16 protein-coding genes are annotated in these 18,630 nt (G+C 33.8%); 2 read left to right on the top strand and 14 right to left on the bottom strand.

Translation table 11 applies throughout. The features are described 5' to 3' along the window. From DM397_RS06945 to DM397_RS06905, 9 genes are all read right to left on the bottom strand, one after another. Positions 1-999 (bottom strand): glycosyltransferase, encoded by a 999-nt coding sequence (locus tag DM397_RS06945; RefSeq protein WP_111376841.1) that lies wholly within the window; start codon positions 997-999, stop codon positions 1-3. 127 nt (positions 1,000-1,126) lie between these two features. Beyond that, a complete protein-coding gene (gene fabV / locus DM397_RS06940) occupies positions 1,127-2,317 on the bottom strand; it encodes an enoyl-ACP reductase FabV (protein ID WP_111376840.1) in 1,191 nt (396 codons plus the stop codon). A 100-nt stretch (positions 2,318-2,417) separates the two neighbouring features. Next, positions 2,418-4,070, bottom strand: a complete 1,653-nt coding sequence (gene recN, locus DM397_RS06935) for a DNA repair protein RecN (RefSeq protein WP_111376839.1) — start codon at positions 4,068-4,070, stop codon at positions 2,418-2,420. A 64-nt stretch (positions 4,071-4,134) separates the two neighbouring features. Beyond that, positions 4,135-5,019 carry a type IX secretion system protein PorD gene (gene porD / locus DM397_RS06930; RefSeq protein WP_111376838.1) on the bottom strand — a complete coding sequence of 295 codons (885 nt, stop codon included), beginning with the start codon at positions 5,017-5,019 and terminating at the stop codon, positions 4,135-4,137. Between the two features lie 70 nt (positions 5,020-5,089). Beyond that, entirely contained in the window at positions 5,090-6,304 is a 1,215-nt protein-coding gene (gene coaBC, locus DM397_RS06925) for a bifunctional phosphopantothenoylcysteine decarboxylase/phosphopantothenate--cysteine ligase CoaBC (RefSeq protein WP_111376837.1), read from the bottom strand. Between the two features lie 7 nt (positions 6,305-6,311). Further along, complete coding sequence (locus DM397_RS06920; RefSeq protein WP_008463064.1) at positions 6,312-6,629, bottom strand: DNA-directed RNA polymerase subunit omega; 318 nt, start codon at positions 6,627-6,629, stop codon at positions 6,312-6,314. A gap of 9 nt (positions 6,630-6,638) precedes the next feature. Further along, positions 6,639-7,433 (bottom strand): outer membrane protein assembly factor BamD, encoded by a 795-nt coding sequence (locus DM397_RS06915; RefSeq protein WP_111369722.1) that lies wholly within the window; start codon positions 7,431-7,433, stop codon positions 6,639-6,641. Between the two features lie 137 nt (positions 7,434-7,570). Next, positions 7,571-8,452, bottom strand: coding sequence for a 4-hydroxy-tetrahydrodipicolinate synthase (gene dapA / locus DM397_RS06910; RefSeq protein ID WP_111376836.1), 882 nt, complete (start codon positions 8,450-8,452; stop codon positions 7,571-7,573). Between the two features lie 15 nt (positions 8,453-8,467). Further along, entirely contained in the window at positions 8,468-8,980 is a 513-nt protein-coding gene (locus tag DM397_RS06905) for a DUF6913 domain-containing protein (protein WP_111376835.1), read from the bottom strand. Positions 8,981-9,027: 47 nt separating this feature from the next. Here DM397_RS06905 and DM397_RS06900 point away from each other — a divergent pair, with 47 nt between their 5' ends. Together DM397_RS06900 and DM397_RS06895 are read left to right on the top strand one after the other, a co-directional pair. Further along, a complete protein-coding gene (locus DM397_RS06900; protein WP_111376834.1) occupies positions 9,028-9,807 on the top strand; it encodes a 5'-nucleotidase C-terminal domain-containing protein in 780 nt (259 codons plus the stop codon). A gap of 134 nt (positions 9,808-9,941) precedes the next feature. Beyond that, a complete protein-coding gene (locus tag DM397_RS06895) occupies positions 9,942-10,853 on the top strand; it encodes a bifunctional metallophosphatase/5'-nucleotidase (RefSeq protein WP_111376948.1) in 912 nt (303 codons plus the stop codon). On the opposite strand, the gene DM397_RS06890 is transcribed toward DM397_RS06895, so the two are convergent. From DM397_RS06890 to DM397_RS06870, 5 genes are all read right to left on the bottom strand, one after another. Continuing rightward, positions 10,840-11,532, bottom strand: a complete 693-nt coding sequence (locus DM397_RS06890; RefSeq protein WP_111376833.1) for a hypothetical protein — start codon at positions 11,530-11,532, stop codon at positions 10,840-10,842. The two genes, DM397_RS06895 and DM397_RS06890, sit on opposite strands and share 14 nt — an antisense overlap. Further along, entirely contained in the window at positions 11,519-13,525 is a 2,007-nt protein-coding gene (gene ligA, locus DM397_RS06885; protein WP_111376832.1) for an NAD-dependent DNA ligase LigA, read from the bottom strand. Before ligA ends, DM397_RS06890 begins: the two co-directional genes overlap by 14 nt. A 243-nt stretch (positions 13,526-13,768) precedes the next feature. Further along, positions 13,769-15,706 (bottom strand): OmpA family protein, encoded by a 1,938-nt coding sequence (locus DM397_RS06880; protein ID WP_111376831.1) that lies wholly within the window; start codon positions 15,704-15,706, stop codon positions 13,769-13,771. Positions 15,707-15,717: 11 nt separating this feature from the next. Further along, positions 15,718-16,650, bottom strand: a complete 933-nt coding sequence (locus tag DM397_RS06875) for a PorP/SprF family type IX secretion system membrane protein (RefSeq protein WP_111376830.1) — start codon at positions 16,648-16,650, stop codon at positions 15,718-15,720. Between the two features lie 47 nt (positions 16,651-16,697). Beyond that, positions 16,698-18,630 (bottom strand): T9SS type B sorting domain-containing protein (locus DM397_RS06870; protein WP_162615471.1); only part of this gene is annotated, 1,933 nt, incomplete at its 5' end.

Genomic DNA, 18,630 nt, shown 5'->3' with positions numbered 1-18,630 from the left:
TTATAATTTAAAAAACATACGCGGAAAAGCTTCTTGCGGTTTTTTCTTTAACAAAATCACTTTTACATATGATTTTAAAAAACCTGTTCCGTAACCATAAAACTGTTTCCACACAGCTATTACAGACAAGTATCCAATTTTGATGCTTTTGTTTTGAACACTGGCTGTAAGAAAAATTATAACGAAATATACAAAATATAATTGTAATAAAATATCGATATTAAAAATTAACAATAAAAAAGCTAATAATAATCCAAGTATAAAAAAAGTCGGAAAGAAAAAAGTTAATTTATTATGCTCTGGATACCAGCTATTTAAAATTGGTCTAGCAATTCCAAATTTATTTACCTGAACTGAAAATTTCTCCCAGTCAATTCTTCTTTTATGGTACACATAAGCTTCTTTAAAAAGCCTTGTTTCAAATCCAAGATTCCATAAACGAATAGATAAATCTGGATCTTCTCCTGGATGTATGTTTCCAAAACCTTTTGAAGCCTCAAAAGCTTTCTTAGAAATTCCCATGTTAAAGCTACGGGGCTGGAACTTATTAATTTTCTCAGAGCCTCCTCTAATTCCTCCTGTTGTGAGAAATGAAGTCATAGCAAAATTGATAGCTTTCTGAATGTCTGAAAAACTATCAAGCGCTTTATCTGGCCCTCCAAAACAATCCACATAACTTGCATCTAATTCTTTACGAACTTCTGTCAAATATTGTGATGGAATAATACAATCTGAGTCAAAGATGATAAAATAATCACCTCTAGCCCTCTGCATACCAAAATTCCTAGAGTCTCCAGGACCTGAGTTTTCTTTAAAGTAATATGAAATATTTAATTTTCCTTGATAATTCATCACCACATCTCTACATGGAACTGAAGATCCATCTTCGACAAGAACAATTTCAAAAGCTTCATTATAATCAGATTTTGAGAGACTTTCTAAAAGCTCATCAACTTCATCTGGACGATTATACACGGGTATAATTAAAGAAAAAATCATAGCAGAATGCGCGTTATTAAAGGGTATATTTTTAGTGTTGTAAAATTTTAACAAAGATATGGTATATTCACAAAAAAACCATCAACTTTTGGCTGATGGTTTTTCGTTTACTGCTAGTAAAATATTATTATTTGATACTTTCGATCTCAACAACTTCATTTGTGTCTGCGTTGTAATCAACACCAGGAACTTCAAATCCGAATAAATTTAAGAAATCATTTCTGTATCCTGCTAAATCACCGATTTCTGGCAATGTTTCAGTTGTAGCTTCCAACCAAAGTTTAGCCACTTTTTCCTGAACATCTTCACGCATTTCCCAGTCGTCGATTCTGATTCTTCCTTTTTCATCAACAGGAACTTCAGAACCATTGTATAATCTATCTTGAAATAAACGCTGAATTTGCTCAATACAACCTTCGTGAATTCCTTCTTCCTTCATGATTTTGTATAAAAGAGAAATATATAATGGAATTACTGGAATTGCAGAACTTGCTTGCGTAACTAATGCTTTATTTACAGAAACATATGCTTTTCCTCCGATAGATTGTAAAGAATCTGAAATAGTAAACGCTGTAGCTTCTAAGTGATCTTTTGCACGACCGATTGTTCCTTTACGGTAAACTGCCTCAGTTAATGCTGGTCCAATATAAGAATAAGCAACTGTTGTAGCTCCTTCAGCTAATAAATTTTCAGCTTTCAAAGCATCAATCCACATTGCCCAGTCTTCTCCACCCATAACAGCAACTGTATTTTCAATATCTTCTTCGTTTGCAGGAGCAATTGAAACATCTGAAACTTTTCCTGTATGGAAATCAACTGTTTTATTTGTGAATGTTTGTCCAATTGGTTTTAAAACTGAACGGTGTGTAACACCAGTATTTGGATTTGTACGTACTGGAGAAGCTAAACTATAAATTACAAGATCTACCTGACCTAAATCTGCTTTGATTAAATCTAGAGTTTCTCTCTTAATTTCGTTTGAGAATGCATCTCCGTTGATACTTTTTGCATATAAACCTGCTTTATGAGCTTCTTTTTCAAACGCTGCAGAATTGTACCATCCTGGAGAAGCTGTTTTTCCTTCAACTGGCGGTTTTTCAAAAAACACTCCAATTGTTGATGCACCAGAACCAAAAGCACTAGTAATTCTTGAAGCCAATCCGAAACCTGTAGAAGCACCAATAACTAAAACTTTTTTAGCACCAGCGATTTCTCCTTTAGATTTTACGTATTCGATTTGATTTTTTACATTTTGCTCAGCTCCCGTTGGGTGGGCAGTCAAACAAATAAATCCTCTCATTCTAGGTTCTATAATCATACTTATTTTATTTATTCGTTAACAAGCTATTTATTAAGTAAATGAGCGCTTATTCCCGTTTGTTTAATTATTTTTTCGATGACAAATATAAAGTATTTCTTTAGTTCAACAAGGCTTTCGCGTGATTTAAAGCCGAATCAGAAACGACTGCACCAGATAACATTTGAGCTATTTCTGTAACTCTTTCATCCTGAGACAGCAACTTTAATTCTGACTGAGTGTCATCGTCAATTGTTGCTTTAGAAACTTTAAAATGAGAATCTCCTTTTGCTGCAATTTGAGGCAAATGTGTAATGGCAAAAATCTGCATCGTATTACTCATTTCTTTCATGATTTCACCCATTCTGATAGCAATTTCTCCAGAAACTCCTGTATCAATTTCATCAAAAATTAAAGTCGGCAGTTTTGAATACTTAGCTAGAATTGCTTTCACAGCCAACATAATACGAGACATTTCCCCTCCTGAAGCTACTTTCTTCAATAACCCAAAATCGGTTCCCTTGTTTGCAGAAAACAAAAATTGTAGTTCATCTTTTCCGTTTTGGAAATAGTTTTCTGAAGGCAATAATTCCATATTAAAACGAGCATTTGGCATTCCTAAAGTTTCCAGAATAGAAACAAGCTGCTCTGATAATCTTGGAATTGCATTTACCCTATTTTCATGTATTTTCGATGCGTATTCATCTAGCTCAATAGCCTTTTCTTCGATAAGTTTAGACAAAGAAGCAATTTCTTCATCCATATTATCCAATTCCAACAAAGAATTCCCTAAATCTGACTGAATCTGAAGCAGTTCCTCTACAGAACTCGCCTGATGCTTTTTCTGCAAATTATAAATCACTTGCAGTTTCTGATTTATCAATTCTAACTGAGCAGGATCATTTAATAATTTCTCTGAGCAATTTTCTAATTCTTTAGAAATATCATCAAAGTCAATAGTCAAACTTGTAATTCTTTCGAATAGATTTTGATATTCTAGTGCAAAAGGAGCCACTTTTTGCAATGCATTCTTTATTTCATTCAAATTATGAAAAACACCAAATTGTTCTTCATTTGCAATTGCTAAAGATTTATCTAAAGATTCTTTAATAATCTCAACATTATTCAGCTTTTCGTAGTCGGCTTCTAATTCTTCCTGCTCTCCAGATTTTAATTGTGCCGCAACCAATTCATTTAATAAAAACGTATGGTACTCTTGTTCTTTACCTGCGTCACTTTGTTTTTTCAACAATGCATTTAGCTTCGATTTATCAGCTTTATATGATTTAAGCAGTTTTTGATAATCAGCAATTACTTCTGAATTATTTGCAATAGCATCAATAATTTTAAACTGAACGCTCTCATCTGACAGCTCTTGAGTTTGTTGCTGCGAATGAATATCAATTAAATACAAACTTAAATCCTGCAATTCTTGAAGATTTACCGGACTGTCATTTATAAAAGCACGAGATTTACCAGAAGGAAGAATTTCTCTTCTTATAATCGTCTCATCTTCATAATCTAAATCATTGGCTTCAAAAAATTCTTTAAGATTGTATTTTCCAATTTCAAACTGCGCTTCAATAACACATTTTTCTTCCTTATTTTTTAACGAAGTAAGGTCTGCTCTTTTACCCAAAACAAGACCAATAGCTCCTAAAATAATCGATTTTCCTGCACCTGTCTCACCTGTAATTATAGAAAAACCTTTAGAAAAATCTATAGCGAGCTTTTCGATAAGAGCATAATTTTTAATTGACAGCGAAGTAATCATAGGGCAATTTTGTAAAAATAAAAGTTATAATGATAAATAAAGATGGCAAAAACAGAAAACGAGATTAGTATTTAATCTGTGACCATTTTGTAGAGTTTAACGGTGAAACCTTATTCAAAACATCCGTCAAATCTGTAATTGGAATGCTTGGTCCTCCAGAAAAAATAGAAACAATTTCATCTGATTTTGCATCAAAGAAAACTCGGGTGATAAAAGCATTTGGTTTCACCGAATTCAATTTTCCAATTAGCAATAAAGCGTTTTTTATTTTCTCTTTTGCAGCTTTCTGATCCATAGTCATCGCATCCAATCCTGTATGATAAGCATATGTGGTCTGACGTAAATCGCTATAAGTTGGCGCGATCATATCATTGATTAAATAGTAACGATTCTGAAGTCCGTCAGATTGGTTCCAACCCTTAAAGCCACCTTGCTGCGCAACATTGGCAATATTCTGCGCAGTTTGAAGATACGGATTTCCAGCACCCATTTGAAAAGTATCGGCATCCATACCTAAAATCATATAACAATAGAAAGAAATTACAGAAACTAAATTCGAATCGTAAGTGTTTGGATTAAACAACAATGGCTCATATTCTGTGTATCTAAAATTAAAATCCTTATCGTTGTAATTTAAAACCGGGGAAGAATACGTCGAATTAAAAATCAGTCTTGAAGACTGGACCTGAATGGTTCCTGTAAACTGATCTGAACTATTAGACGACAAAGTAATATACATCGAACAGTTAATTCTCTCGTTTTGTTTTAAAACTGATCCTGTCCAATCTGTTTTATTTACAAATTCAGCCAAAGAAGTCTGAAGCGTTTTAAAAACCTGATTATTAGGATTTGTTAACCGTTCTGTATTAATAGTTACTGTACAATTTAGCTGTTGAGCTTGTACAAAACCAAAGCTTAAAAACACTAACAATGTAACTATCTTATTCATAATCGTCTAGATATTTAATATTAGAAACATAAGTCGTTTCCAATTTATGTTTTCGGCGTATATTCTAAATTTATGATTTTGAAAAATGCAGAATAACTTTATTCAGAATATCAACCGCTACAGATTCTTTTGATTTTAATTCCATTGGTTCAATTTCAAAATTTTTATCAATAAACGTTACTTTATTGGTCTCTTTTTTAAAACCGGCACCTTTATCTTGTAAGGAATTTAAAACAATCAAATCTAAGTTTTTTTTCTGAATTTTCAACTTAGCATTTTCAATTTCATTTTCAGTTTCTAATGCAAAGCCGATTAAAAACTGATTTTTTTTGATAGCCCCCAAAGAAGACAATATATCTTTTGTCTTTTCAAGTTCTATCGAAAACTCTTCTGTACTCTTTTTAATCTTCTGATCTGCAACAAATTTTGGTCTATAATCTGCAACAGCTGCTGCTGCAATCGCCGCATCAACTTCGTTAAAATACTGATGGCAGGCATCATACATTTCCTGAGCCGAAACAACATCAACCGTTTTTATCAAGCTATTTTTAGCTTTATAATGAGTCGGACCTGCAATTAAAAATACTTCTGCACCTAAACTTGCCGCTTCATTGGCGATATCAAATCCCATTTTACCAGAAGAATGATTTCCAATAAAACGTACAGGGTCTATTGCTTCGTATGTTGGACCAGCAGTAACTAGTATTTTTTTTCCTTTTAAAGGCAGTTTGCTTTCTAAATCAGCTTCTAAGAAAGCAACAATATTCTCAGGCTCAGCCATACGGCCTTCTCCCGACAAACCACTTGCCAATTCACCGCTTTCAGCAGGAATCATAATATTTCCGTACTGTTTTAACGCAGCAAAACTTGATAAAGTTGAAGGATGTTTGTACATATCCAAGTCCATTGCAGGCGCAAAATAAACTGGACATTTTGCCGATAAATAGGTAGCTATTAAAAGATTATCGCAGTTTCCTGTTGCCATTTTAGACAACGTATTTGCAGTAGCTGGTGCAATCAGCATAAAATCTGCCCAAAGAGCCAATTCTACATGATTGTTCCAAACTTCGTCTTCATCATCCTGATTAAAGAAACTTGAATGTACTGGATTTTTTGATAAGGTAGATAATGTAAGTGGGGTTACAAAATCCTTAGAAGCAGGTGTCATGATCACTTGGACATGTGCACCTGCTTTTATAAAAAGTCGTACTAAAGTGGCTGTTTTATAGGCTGCAATTCCACCGGAAACACCCAGTAAAATCTTTTTCCCGTTTAAAACTGACATTGTACTATTATTTGTTTGAACTTCTGTGGTAAGTTTTACCGTCTAACCATTCCTGAACAGCTAAAGCGTGTGGTTTTGGTAATTTTTCGTAAAATTTAGAAACTTCAATTTGTTCTTTATTTTCAAAAACTTCCTCTAGACTATCATTGTAAGTAGCAAACTCTTCTAATTTTTCAGTCAATTCTTTTTTAATCTCTGAATTAATTTGATTTGCTCGTTTAGCCATAATGGTAATTGCCTCATACACATTTCCTGTTGGCTCTTCAATAACTGTTTTGTTGTAAGTTATTGTGTTTACAGGAGCATTCGTCTTTTTTAAATCCATGACTTTATTTTATTTAGTAAATTTTTGTAAATCTGTTTCAACTCTGGCATTCATCTCGTCTGCCTTTTCTTTGTATTTTGTATCGCTTTTAAATTTCATCAAATTAGCATAAGCTGTTTGCGCAACATGCAAACGTTCTTCCATTTTTGAAGGAATACTGTTAATTGCCAATTTATATGCTGAATCATATTTATAAAACAATGCGTCTTCTTTGAAAGGTGTTCCAGGAAAATCAGCGATAAAATTATCAAAAGCAATTAGTGCCGATTTATAATCTGAAATTGTATTGTATCCTTTAGCATTCTCATATGCTTTTTTCTCCAATTTACCATTTAGCTTTTGTACAGCCTCATTTGCTTGAGGAATGTATTCTGAGTTTGGATAATTATCAATGAAAGCTTGTAATTTCTCTAATGCCTTTACTGTATCTGCCTGATCTAAACTGTAAACTGGCGACAACTTAGAGTAGCTATAAGCTCCCAAAAAAGCAGCTTCCTGCACTTTTTCACTTCGTGGATAACCTGAAACAAAAGCTTCAAACTGATAACCAGCCAAATAGTATTGTTTCGTTTTATAATACGATTGCGAAAACATGTAAAACAGCTTTTCAGCTTGAGGCTTTCCTCGGTAAGAAGTGGCTAATTGCTCAAAAAGACGAATCGCTTTTGTGTATTTACCGGCATCATACATTTTGGTTGCCATTTCAAATTTTGCTGCAACATCTTCATTTTTCAACGCTTTTTGATATTCTCCACAAGAATAAAAAAGAGTTACAACAATTAAAAGCAATAGTGTTTTTTTCATTTTCTTACTGTTATTACAATCTCTCAGACAATTATGCCAAAGTGAAATCGCACCGAAGTTTCGGTGGCAAATTTAGTTATTAATTTAGCTACTGCAAAATAATTTTTTAGTATCTTAAAATACTAACACTTTAACAATTATTTAATGCTGTTTTTTACAAAGTCATTTAGTCTTGTCGCTAAAGATTCATCAACAGAAACTAAAGGTAGACGAACAGTATTCTCAGCAATTCCAAGTGCTTGGAAAATTTGTTTGATTCCAGCTGGATTTCCCTGCTCAAAAATCATATCGATACTGTCTGATAAAAAGTAATGCGTTTTGTAGGCGTCTGCTGCTTTTTTATTTAATCCTAAACGAATCATTTCTGAAAATTCTTTAGGAAAACCTTGTCCGATTACAGAAATAACGCCTGCTCCTCCCGCCAAAACGATAGGTAACGCCAGCATATCGTCTCCAGAAATCACCAAGAAATCTTTTGGCGCGTTTTTAATAATCTGCATAGCTTGAGCCATATCTCCAGCAGCTTCTTTAATTGCTACTACGTTTTTAAAGTCGTTAGCCAAACGAACCACTGTTGAAGGAAGCATATTACTTGCCGTTCTTCCTGGAACATTATATAGGATTACTGGAACTGGAGAAGCTTCAGCAATTGCTTTAAAGTGCTGATAAATTCCTTCCTGTGTTGGTTTATTATAATAAGGTGAAACAGATAATATTGCCTCAAAAGCCGAAAAATCTCTTGTTTTCAACTCTTCTACAATCTGCATAGTATTATTTCCTCCAACTCCAAGAACCAAAGGCAGTCTTCCTTTGTTCACATCGATTACAGTCTTTATAACCAATTCTTTCTCCTCTGCCGTAAGAGTTGCATTTTCTGCTGTTGTTCCCATTACAACAAGATACTCCACTCCGCCATCTATAGAAAAGTTTACAATTCTTTGTAAAGCTTCAATGTCAACTGAAAAATCTTTTTTAAATGGCGTTACAAGCGCAACACCAGTTCCTATTAATGATTGCATATTATTAATTATAATTTATTTTATATTTTTTAAATACCTAAACAATTCTGAAACGAACAGTTTATAGTTTCCTAATCCTGTATTAATCATCAAACGATTCAGATTTTGATCTACAGCAGAAAATCCGACTTTAAATTTAGCTTTTGATTTGCTGGTTACCAACATCAAAAAAACATTTTCAACATCGTAATAACTCAGCAAAAGATCAAATTTTGAATCTAAAAATTCATTCACAAAATCTTCTGTAATTTCGCCATTCCAATTGATGTGCTTTTTACCAAAAGTTGGGCGAACATAGCTCTCTTTTTCTTTGAATTTTTCTCTGTAAGCAAGAACTTTTATATTCTCTAAAGCAATTCCGTGGAGTGTTATCTCCTTAATTAACGCTTCTGAAGATTCAAAAGTGCTCTCATCTATCAATAAACCAATTGTTTGAACGTTTTTAGTAAATACTTCGCTTTTTTCATTATTTAAATTGACATTTAATGATTTTTTTACAAAAAATTCCTTTATATAATTTAAAAACATAGTACTTTTACTAGATTACAAAATTAATTATTTAAGTTGCATTTAAAATGGTAAAACTAAAAAAGTATAACGGATTTTTAAAACTTTTTGTTATATTCTTAACACTTTTTTCAATCTCTTCTTGTAGTACGAAGAACTACAATTTAACTAAAATTGAAGGAAAACAAGTTCCAGTTACCGAAAAGGCTGGAGAAACTCCTGAAATTGAAAACTTTATTAAACCTTATCGCGATCATATTAATAAAGATTTAGATAATGTATTGGCGTATTGTCCAGAAACTCTTGACAAAAGCACAGGGAAATGGCAAACTAGCATTGGAAGCTTAATGGCAGATGTTTGTGTGCAAAGAGGAAACCTTGTTTTTAATGCTAGAGAAAAGAAAGATATTGATATCTGTCTTTTAAATCATGGCGGTATTCGTGCCATCCTTCCTAAAGGAAATGTTACAACCAGAACAGCTTTTGAAATTATGCCTTTTGAAAACAGTTTGGTTGTGATGGCTCTAAAAGGTGATCAGATTTTAGATATTACAGCATATATTATTAAGGAGAAAAAACCTCAACCATTGTCTGGAATGACCTTTACTATTACAAAAGACAATAAAGCAAAGGATATCATGGTGCAAGGCAAACCACTCGATCTAAACAAAACGTATTATGTTGCCACAAATGACTATTTAGCAAATGGCGGAGACAGCATGGCTTTCTTTGCAAAAAGCACTCAAAAATTTGACTTAAACTACAAACTTAGAGATGTGCTGATTGATTATTTTAAAGAAGTAGACACAGTTGTTGCTCCAAAAAATATCAGAATCACAGAAGAATAAAAGAGTTTGCCGCGAATTACATCAATTTGCACAATTTTTTAAATGATTGAAAAACCAATTCGTGTTAATTCGTGAAATTGGTGGCTAAAAAAAAATTAAAACGACATAGCGCCTCTGGCAAAAAAATATATAAAATGAAAAGAAGAGAGTTTATCGAAAAAACAGCAGCAAGTACTGCCCTATTAAGTTTAGGATTGTCTTTAAGCAGTTTTGAAAGCAACGATATTAAACATCTAACAATTCTACATACAAACGATGTGCATAGCCACATTGATCCTTTTCCTGCCGATGATCCACGTAATCCTAATAAGGGCGGTGTATCTCGTCGTGCAACACTAATTGAAGCTATCCGTAAAGAAAATCCGAATGTGCTTTTATTAGATGCTGGAGATATTTTTCAAGGAACTCCGTATTTTAATTATTATGGAGGAGAATTGGAGTTTAAATTGATGAGCATGATGAAATATGATGCTTCAACAATTGGAAACCACGATTTTGACAATGGTCTTGACGGATTATATGCTCAGCTTCCGCATGCGACTTTTGACTTTATCAACTCTAATTATGATTTTAAAAACACGGTTATGGACGGGCATGTTAAACCGTACAAAATCTTTAATAAAAACGGAATTAAAGTTGGTGTTTTTGGAGTGGGAATTGAACTTCAAGGTTTAGTAGACAAAAAATTATATCTAGAAACGGTTTACAATAATCCTGTTGAAGTTGCTCAGGATATGACAAAACTTTTAAAACAAGAACAAAAATGTGATCTTGTTATTTGTCTTTCGCATTTAGGCTATAAGTATAAAGATGAGCCAACAAAAATTAGTGATTTGACATTTGCTGGACAAACTCAGGATATTGATTTAATTATTGGAGGACATACACATACCTTCTTAGACAAACCAACTGTTGTGAAAAACAAAATTGGAAAAGATGTTCTGGTAAATCAAGTGGGATGTTACGGAATTAATTTAGGCCGTATTGACTTTTATTTTGATAAAGACAAAGCACATACAAACCAAAGCGCCACTATTGTGGTATAGTCTTTTTTTGAATTCTAGCTTTTTCTAAAAAGTATTCTACCATAAAGAAATAAGCTAGAATTTGAGTTGTATCTCGTATTAGGACTAGAACAACCGAATACGAGAAATACTCATTAAAAATATAAAAGATATCAGAGAAGATATAGCTTATTGCCATAAGAGACATCAAAAGAGCCATATGTGTCCCTTTTGTAATGTAGCTGACAAAGCAGAAATAACTCAGTGCACTCAAAACGATTCCGTATACAGTATAAAGTGTAATAAATTTTCTCATACTGTCAAGCTGCAGACTTAAAACAGAGATCAATAAATAGACAATAAAAACTACTACGATAGAAATAGGCAAAATATCCCGTTTGGTTAGTTTTATTCTTTCGTGTTCCCGAATAAATATGGTCACGATTAGAGAATAGACAATTAGAAAACTGAGTACTCCTCCAATTTCAGAACTTTCTACATCCATTAAATCATAAACTTGCCCAACAAAACAAAAGAAGAAAATTAAACCTTCTGTTTTTCTGATTTGAAACTCACTGCTGATTAAATAATAAATAAAAATCGCAGGAAGAACAATAGCTTTTGCATAGGTCGCAAAAAACTCCTCTTTTGTCCAATCAAAAATGATCGTACAAAACAGTGCCAGAAAGAACAAAATTAATGACGGTTTATTCGGCTTCATTTAATTTGTTTATAAAATCTTCTTCAGACAATATGGTGATGTTTAGCTTTGTTGCTTTTTCCAGTTTTGCCGGCCCCATATTATCTCCTGCCACTACAAAATCTGTCTTTGCAGAAATTGAGCTTCCTACTTTTCCTCCGTTATCTTCTATGGCTTTCTTTAGTTCGTCTCTAGAAAACTGACTAAAAACGCCAGAAACCACAAAAGTTTTTCCAGCAAATTTATCGGTAGCATTTGGGTTTATTTTTTCTTCAATTTCAAATTGAACTCCATAACTCTTTAATCGATCAATAATTTTTCTGTTTTCTTCATTTTCGAAGAACTCAATAACGCTTTTGGCAATTCTTTCTCCAATTTCATCAACTAAAACTAAATCCATTAAAGAGGCTTGACTCAAAGCGTCTATATTTTTATAATGTTTTGCTAGTTTTTTCGCCACAGTTTCTCCTACAAAACGAATTCCAAGTGCAAACAAAACACTCTCAAACGGAATTTCTTTTGATTTCTGAACTCCATTTACCAAATTTTCTGCTGATTTTTGAGCCATTCTTTCTAAATGCAGAATGTCTTCAACTTTCAACTCATACAAATCTGCGTAATTGTGCACTAAACCATTTTTGAACAATAGTGCAACCGTTTCTCCTCCAAGTCCTTCAATATCCATTGCTTTTCTTGAAATGTAGTGCTGGATTCTTCCAATAATTTGTGGAGGACATCCGTAGAAATTAGGACAATAGTGATTGGCTTCTCCTTCGTTTCTAACCAATTCTGCTTCACATTCAGGACAATGTGTAATATAATGCGTTTTTTCTGAATCTTCTGGTCGTTTCTCTAAATCTACCGCAATGATTTTTGGAATGATTTCTCCTCCTTTTTCAACAAAAACCGTATCATTTATTCTGATGTCTAATTTTTCAATCTGATCGGCGTTATGAAGAGAAGCTCTCTTTACAATAGTTCCTGCAAGTTGTACAGGCTCTAAATTGGCAACTGGTGTTATAGCTCCCGTTCTTCCGACTTGATACGAAATAGATTTTAATTTGGTCGAAACCTGTTCTGATTTGAATTTATATGCAATTGCCCAACGTGGTGATTTTGCTGTATAACCTAATTCTTCCTGATGCTGAATACTATTTACTTTTACTACAACACCATCAGTTTCATAAGGCAAATTATGGCGGTGCACATCCCAATAATCAATAAAGTCAAAAACTTCATCCATGCTATTGGCTAATTTTGCTTCTTTCGGAACTTTGAATCCCCAGCTTCTAGCCGATTCTAATCCTTCATATTGCGTTTTAAACGGCAGATTGTTTCCCGTTACAAAATACAGCAAGCATTCAAGCGGACGTTTGGCAACCTCAGCGCTATCTTGCAATTTTAAACTTCCAGAAGCTGTATTTCTTGGATTTGAATAAGGTGTTTCGCCAATTTCGATTAATTCCTGATTCATTTTTTCAAAACCAGCAAATGGCAGAATAATTTCTCCTCGGATATCAAATTTATCTGGATAATTTCCTTTTAAATGTAAAGGAACCGATTTTATAGTTTTAATGTTAGTTGTTACCTCATCACCTTGAAAACCGTCTCCACGTGTTAACGCCTGAACTAATTTTCCATTTTCGTAGGTAATACTTATTGAAGCTCCATCATATTTTAATTCGCAAGTGTACTGCAAACTAACGTTTCCTAAAACTTTCTGAATACGGTTTTCCCAATCTAAAAGATCTTCTTTAGAATATGAATTGTCTAAAGAATACATTCTATACTGATGTGCAATCGTCTTGAAGTTTTTGGTCACAGCTCCCCCAACTCTTTGCGTTGGTGAGTTTTCGTCAAAAAACTCCGGATGTTTATTTTCTAAATCCTGAAGCTCTTTCAGCTTAATATCAAAATCATAATCTGAAATTGTAGCATTGTCTAACACATAGTAATTATAGTTGTGCTGATTAAGTTCATTTCGTAATGCTTGAATGGTCTCTTGAATGCTCATAAATAGTAAAATATTGCAGATTATTGTAATGAAAAACTGAATATCAAAATTAGAATTTATTTTTGTTCCAATGCAGAAAAAATAAAAGTTTTAGAAAATCAAAAATCAGATTGCAAATTCATGCAATCTGATTTCCTCCTTGTCCATTATTCTTAAAAAAGAATTAAAAAAACCAACTTCCAAATGGTTTCAACGTTTTATATTTTTAACTGAAAATCAATACCTTACAGCGAAAATATAAAATTATTTTTGAATAATGATAAAGTCTGAACGTCTATTTAACAGATGCTCTTCTTCAGAACATTTTACACCATTTTTACATTTATTAATTAAACGGGTCTCTCCGTAACCAATTGCACTTTCAATTCTAGAAGCATCTATGCCTTGCGAAAGGATATAATCTCGTGTTGATTTTGCTCTATTGTCTGAAAGTTTCAGGTTATATGCGTCTTTTCCGCGTGAATCTGTGTGAGATTCAATTTTGATTTTGATATTTGGGAATTTCTGCATAATGAAGACCACTTTGGTTAATTCTTCTACTGCTTTTGGCGTAATGTCATATTTGTCATAATCAAAATAGATAGGATTTACATCTACTTTTTCTACTCCTTGTTTTTTCACAACCAAATCATCATAATTGCTCAACTCAAAGTTTACGTCTTTTATTTCGCCACCGTTTTGGCCAGTAGTTTCTACTGTTTTATCGTCGCTGCTGTAATTTGGTTTTGCGGCAATCATTTTTACTACTTTATTACAAGGAACTTCTATAGCATATTTTCCATCAAAATTTGTTTTGGTTTCGCCCAAAACTTCACTAAAAGAGTTGTACGCCATTATGGTAACATCTGTTAATGGCTTTTTCGTTTTGCGATCTATTGCCATTCCAGAAATACTTTGGTTGCAAATTGGTTTTCCTTTTGTAAAAGAATAAATATCATCATCTCCTTTACCTCCTTCTCTGTTAGAAGAAAAATAGCCATAAGCATCTGTTGTGTCAATTATAAAAGAAAAGTCATCTTTATTGCTGTTAATTGGCGCTCCAAGGTTTTTTGGCGTTGAAAAAGTTCCGTCTGCTTGAAGCTTACTTTCATAAACATCCAAATCTCCCCAGCCATAATGTCCATCAGAAGAGAAGTACAAAACTCCATTTTGAAAAAAAGGAAACACTTCATTACCAATTGTATTGATATTTGGACCTAAATTTTGAGGCGAACTCATTGTACCGTCTTCCGCAATTTTTACCATGTAAAGATCTGTTTCTCCATGTCCTCCTGGCATGTCTGAAGCAAAGAAAAGCAATTTTCCGTCTTCACTTAGTGAAGGGTGTCCTACAGAATAATCATCGCTGTCAAAAAATACTTTCTCTGGATTTTCCAATTTATTGTTGACAATCGATCCTTTTACAATCTGAAAGTTATTTACTCGAGCTTCGTCAACAACCAATTTGTTTTTCTTTACAATATTGGTTGAATAATAAATCGTTTTTCCTTGACTGTCAAAACTTGCTGTTGCTTCATGATACCTCGTCATTATATTCGGAAGAAAAACGGTCTCATTGAATAAACTTCCGTCTGCCGGATTTCTTTCTGCGATATACAGATTAAGAAAAGGCTGATTATTCCAAGTATACAATTTCTCACTAAACTTTGTCGTATCACGAGCCGATGTAAACACAACATTGTCTTTAAAAAAAGTAGCTCCAAAATCTGATTTACTGGTATTGATATCTAAATTTTTAATGGTATAAAGAGGTTTTGCCTTTGCTACGCTGTCCATGTATTTCTTTTGGGCAACATATCTGTTAATCTCTGCCTTATCACCTTTTTTATCTAAATATTCTTTTGTCATTTTATCTGCCTCATCATAATCCATAACAGCTTTCATAGATTGGATATAACGCAAATAGTAAATATCAGTCAGATTATTTCCTTGCACTTCATACAACTTTCTGTACCATTTGAGTGCATTTCTAGAATCAGAAATAAAATAATAAGAATCTGCTGCGTTCTTCAAAGTTTGCGCTGATGGATCTTTTATGTTTTGCAGACATTCTTCATAAGCCTTGGAAGCATCCGAATAAGAAAAGCTTCTAAACAAAGCATCCGCTTTTTTCAAGTTAGTTTTTTGAGCGAAACTAAACGTAACGCTCAAAATTAAACATAGGATATATAGTTTTCTCATAAGTTTTGTTTTTAGAAGAATCGAGGAGATTTAATTTTACTTTGTTTTTGCACAAATTGATAACGTAAGATGAATTCGTGTGAACCATCATTGTATTTATTCAATTGGCTTACAGTGTAATCAAAAGAATATCCAAGAAAGAAACTTGGTGAGATTTGAAAACCTGCCAATATGCTTACCGAATCATCTGTTCGATATGCTCCTCCTATAACAAACTTTTCCTGAATCATGAAATTTGCCGATATATCTGCTGTAAGTGGCGCACCGCTTACTGCTTTTACTAAAAATGCTGGTTTAAATTTCAAATTTGGATTCAAATCAAAAACATAACCTCCCATTAAATAGTAATGCATACGATCATAATTAATAGACTCTTGAACATCGTCATAGTAATCATTCTGAATAAAACTCGGAATAGAAAATCCTACATACCATTTTTCTGTATAATAGTAAACTCCAGCTCCTACTGCTAGTTTCATCTGATTGTTAATGTTCTGATTTAACAAAACATCGTCTTCATCATAATATCTTCCTTTAGACCAATCGATGTTTAACATTCTTGTACCAGCTTTAATACCAAAAGCTAATCTTTTTTCGTAACCAAGAGGCAGCGAATACGAGAAATTTCCATCAAGATACAGTTCATTTGAAGGTCCAATTTTATCATTTACAACGCTTAAACCTACTCCTAGTTTTTCATTTCTAAGCGGAGAATGAACTGAGAAAGATTGTGTTTCTGGAGCACCAGGCATTCCTACCCATTGAGAACGGTATAAAAGTGCTGCTTCTATGGTTCCGGTAGATCCAGCATACGCTGGATTTACCGCCATAGTGTTATACATATACTGCGTATATTCGGGATCTTGCTGTGCCGAAGCGCAAACCGTAATAAAAGAACATATTAAAATGAAATATGTTTCTAATGATTTTATATATAGTTTCATAACGATACTTATTTAGTTTAATTAATTAGATGATTAATAGAAGTGGGTTATCTCATGATAGACAACCAGCCTTTTTTAACCGTTCCATCTCCAATGGTTATCACATAAAAATAAGTACCTGTTGGCAGCATATCTCCTCTATTAATTACACCGGATACATTTGCTGTTCCGTTCCAATCATTTTCATAATGTGCTTTACTATACACTAACGCTCCGTATCTGTTAAATACTTTCAGTTCGTTGTTTGGATAAGACTCAATACAGTCTATTCTGAACAAATCATTTTTACCGTCATTATTTGGCGTAAACTCATTGTAAACCGTTAAACAAATTGGCACTAATGTTACCGAAGCTGAATTATTTGATGCATCAACATCTAATGGAGTTGAAGTTTCTACGGTTGCTACACTTGTATAAGTACCGTTTGGCAATACTTCTGCAACAATTGTCAATACGACGCTCTGACCAGCATTTAACGTTGGGATTGTCCAAAGCTGTGTTGCTGGGTCATACGTTCCTGATGTTGCAGATGAGCTCACTAATTGTAGACCGCTAGGAAGTAAATCACTAACAAGAGTATTGATAAAGTCTCCTTCACCTACATTGTTTACAGTAATCGTAAATGTTACCTGATCACCAAAATTCGGAGTTGGATTATCAACCGTATGAGTAATCGTTAAATCTGAACAGCTTGCTACAGTAACATTTAAAGTCTTCATAGTTCTTTCGTCACAATTGTTAACATAAGCCACCGTTACAGTTCCTGGACCAATGTCTGACCAAGAAACGGTTACAGATCCGTCGTTTGTACCACCGCCTGAAATAATAGTACCTCCGTTAATAGTCCAAACATAATTAGATTTTCCATTTGCAATTGAATAGGTCACTCCTTTGAATACACACGGTGTATCATCTGTAGTAGTAAGCTGAACTGCAGCATCATTTTCGAATGCAATTGTAATTCCTAATCTTGGTCCGTTATCACAACCATTTGTTGTATTACTCAAAGCAGCTGCATAATAAGTTGTTGCAGTAAGCGGAGTATTTGCTGCTAATGGTGTTCCTCCTGTAGCGCTAGTATAGAAAACTACATTTGGTTCGTTCACTAAAATATTAGCTAAAGTTGGTAAAGCTGATAAACAGAATGTCTGATTTGTTCTTGGCGTTGTAATTACACCTGGTGAATTAACACTTACCGTTACTGCCAATCTAGCAGGGTTTTCGCAACCAATCGCACTAGAAACTGCTCCATAATATACACCTGTTGCAAGAGCTGTTGTTGCAGGAAGTGCTGTTCCTCCTGTAGCTGTACTGTACCACACGACATTTGCTTCATTTACTTGAATATCGGCAATTGTTGGTGAATTTAATGTACAGAAGTCTTGAGTTGTATCGTTAGTAGTTGGTGTCGCACTTGGATCAACTACTGTAACAGTAACTTGTAATCGAGTTGAACTTTCGCATCCTGCTGGATCAACAATATTTCCAAAATATACTCCAGAAGTAAGCACTGTTCCTGCTGGAAGTGCAGTTCCTCCTGTTGAAGCTGTAAACCAAGTTACATTGCTTTCGTTTACTTGAATATTTGCAATTGTCGGTGCATTTGCAGAACAGAAAGTCTGTGCTGTGCTGTTTGTTGTTGGATTTATTGTATTACCAACTGTTACAGCTACTTGCAATCTTACACTACTTTCGCATCCTGTTGCTGGATCTTTAATTGCTCCGAAATAAGTTGCAGTAGTAAGTGCAGTTGTTGAAGCTAAAGCTGTTCCTCCTGTTTGAGTTGTGTACCAAACTACATTGCTTTCATTCACTTGAATATTTGCAACTGTTGGATTTGTTCCTGTACAGAAAGTCTGTGCTGCAGCATTTGTTGTCGGTGTTGCTGGATCTGTTACATTCACATCAACTGTTAATCTTGAAGCGCTCTCGCATCCTGTTGCAGGGTCTGAGATTGCTGCATAATATGTACCGCTTGTT

Origin of the sequence: Flavobacterium nitrogenifigens, from assembly GCF_003254565.1 — a bacterium.
Classification (GTDB): domain Bacteria; phylum Bacteroidota; class Bacteroidia; order Flavobacteriales; family Flavobacteriaceae; genus Flavobacterium; species Flavobacterium nitrogenifigens.
The sequence above is the reverse complement of the archived record's forward strand: the minus strand, read 5'-3'. Positions and strand labels throughout refer to the sequence as shown.

Coding starts and splice junctions, on each gene's coding strand:
- DM397_RS06880 (WP_111376831.1), bottom strand. CDS start 15,706: ATGAGAAAACTATATATCCTATGTTTAATTTTGAGCGTTACGTTTAGT.
- ligA (WP_111376832.1), bottom strand. CDS start 13,525: ATGAGCATTCAAGAGACCATTCAAGCATTACGAAATGAACTTAATCAG.
- DM397_RS06895 (WP_111376948.1), top strand. CDS start 9,942: ATGAAAAGAAGAGAGTTTATCGAAAAAACAGCAGCAAGTACTGCCCTA.
- DM397_RS06890 (WP_111376833.1), bottom strand. CDS start 11,532: ATGAAGCCGAATAAACCGTCATTAATTTTGTTCTTTCTGGCACTGTTT.
- porD (WP_111376838.1), bottom strand. CDS start 5,019: ATGAATAAGATAGTTACATTGTTAGTGTTTTTAAGCTTTGGTTTTGTA.
- recN (WP_111376839.1), bottom strand. CDS start 4,070: ATGATTACTTCGCTGTCAATTAAAAATTATGCTCTTATCGAAAAGCTC.
- fabV (WP_111376840.1), bottom strand. CDS start 2,317: ATGATTATAGAACCTAGAATGAGAGGATTTATTTGTTTGACTGCCCAC.
- DM397_RS06915 (WP_111369722.1), bottom strand. CDS start 7,433: ATGAAAAAAACACTATTGCTTTTAATTGTTGTAACTCTTTTTTATTCT.
- dapA (WP_111376836.1), bottom strand. CDS start 8,452: ATGCAATCATTAATAGGAACTGGTGTTGCGCTTGTAACGCCATTTAAA.
- DM397_RS06945 (WP_111376841.1), bottom strand. CDS start 999: ATGATTTTTTCTTTAATTATACCCGTGTATAATCGTCCAGATGAAGTT.
- coaBC (WP_111376837.1), bottom strand. CDS start 6,304: ATGTCAGTTTTAAACGGGAAAAAGATTTTACTGGGTGTTTCCGGTGGA.
- DM397_RS06920 (WP_008463064.1), bottom strand. CDS start 6,629: ATGGATTTAAAAAAGACGAATGCTCCTGTAAACACAATAACTTACAAC.
- DM397_RS06875 (WP_111376830.1), bottom strand. CDS start 16,650: ATGAAACTATATATAAAATCATTAGAAACATATTTCATTTTAATATGT.
- DM397_RS06905 (WP_111376835.1), bottom strand. CDS start 8,980: ATGTTTTTAAATTATATAAAGGAATTTTTTGTAAAAAAATCATTAAAT.
- DM397_RS06900 (WP_111376834.1), top strand. CDS start 9,028: ATGGTAAAACTAAAAAAGTATAACGGATTTTTAAAACTTTTTGTTATA.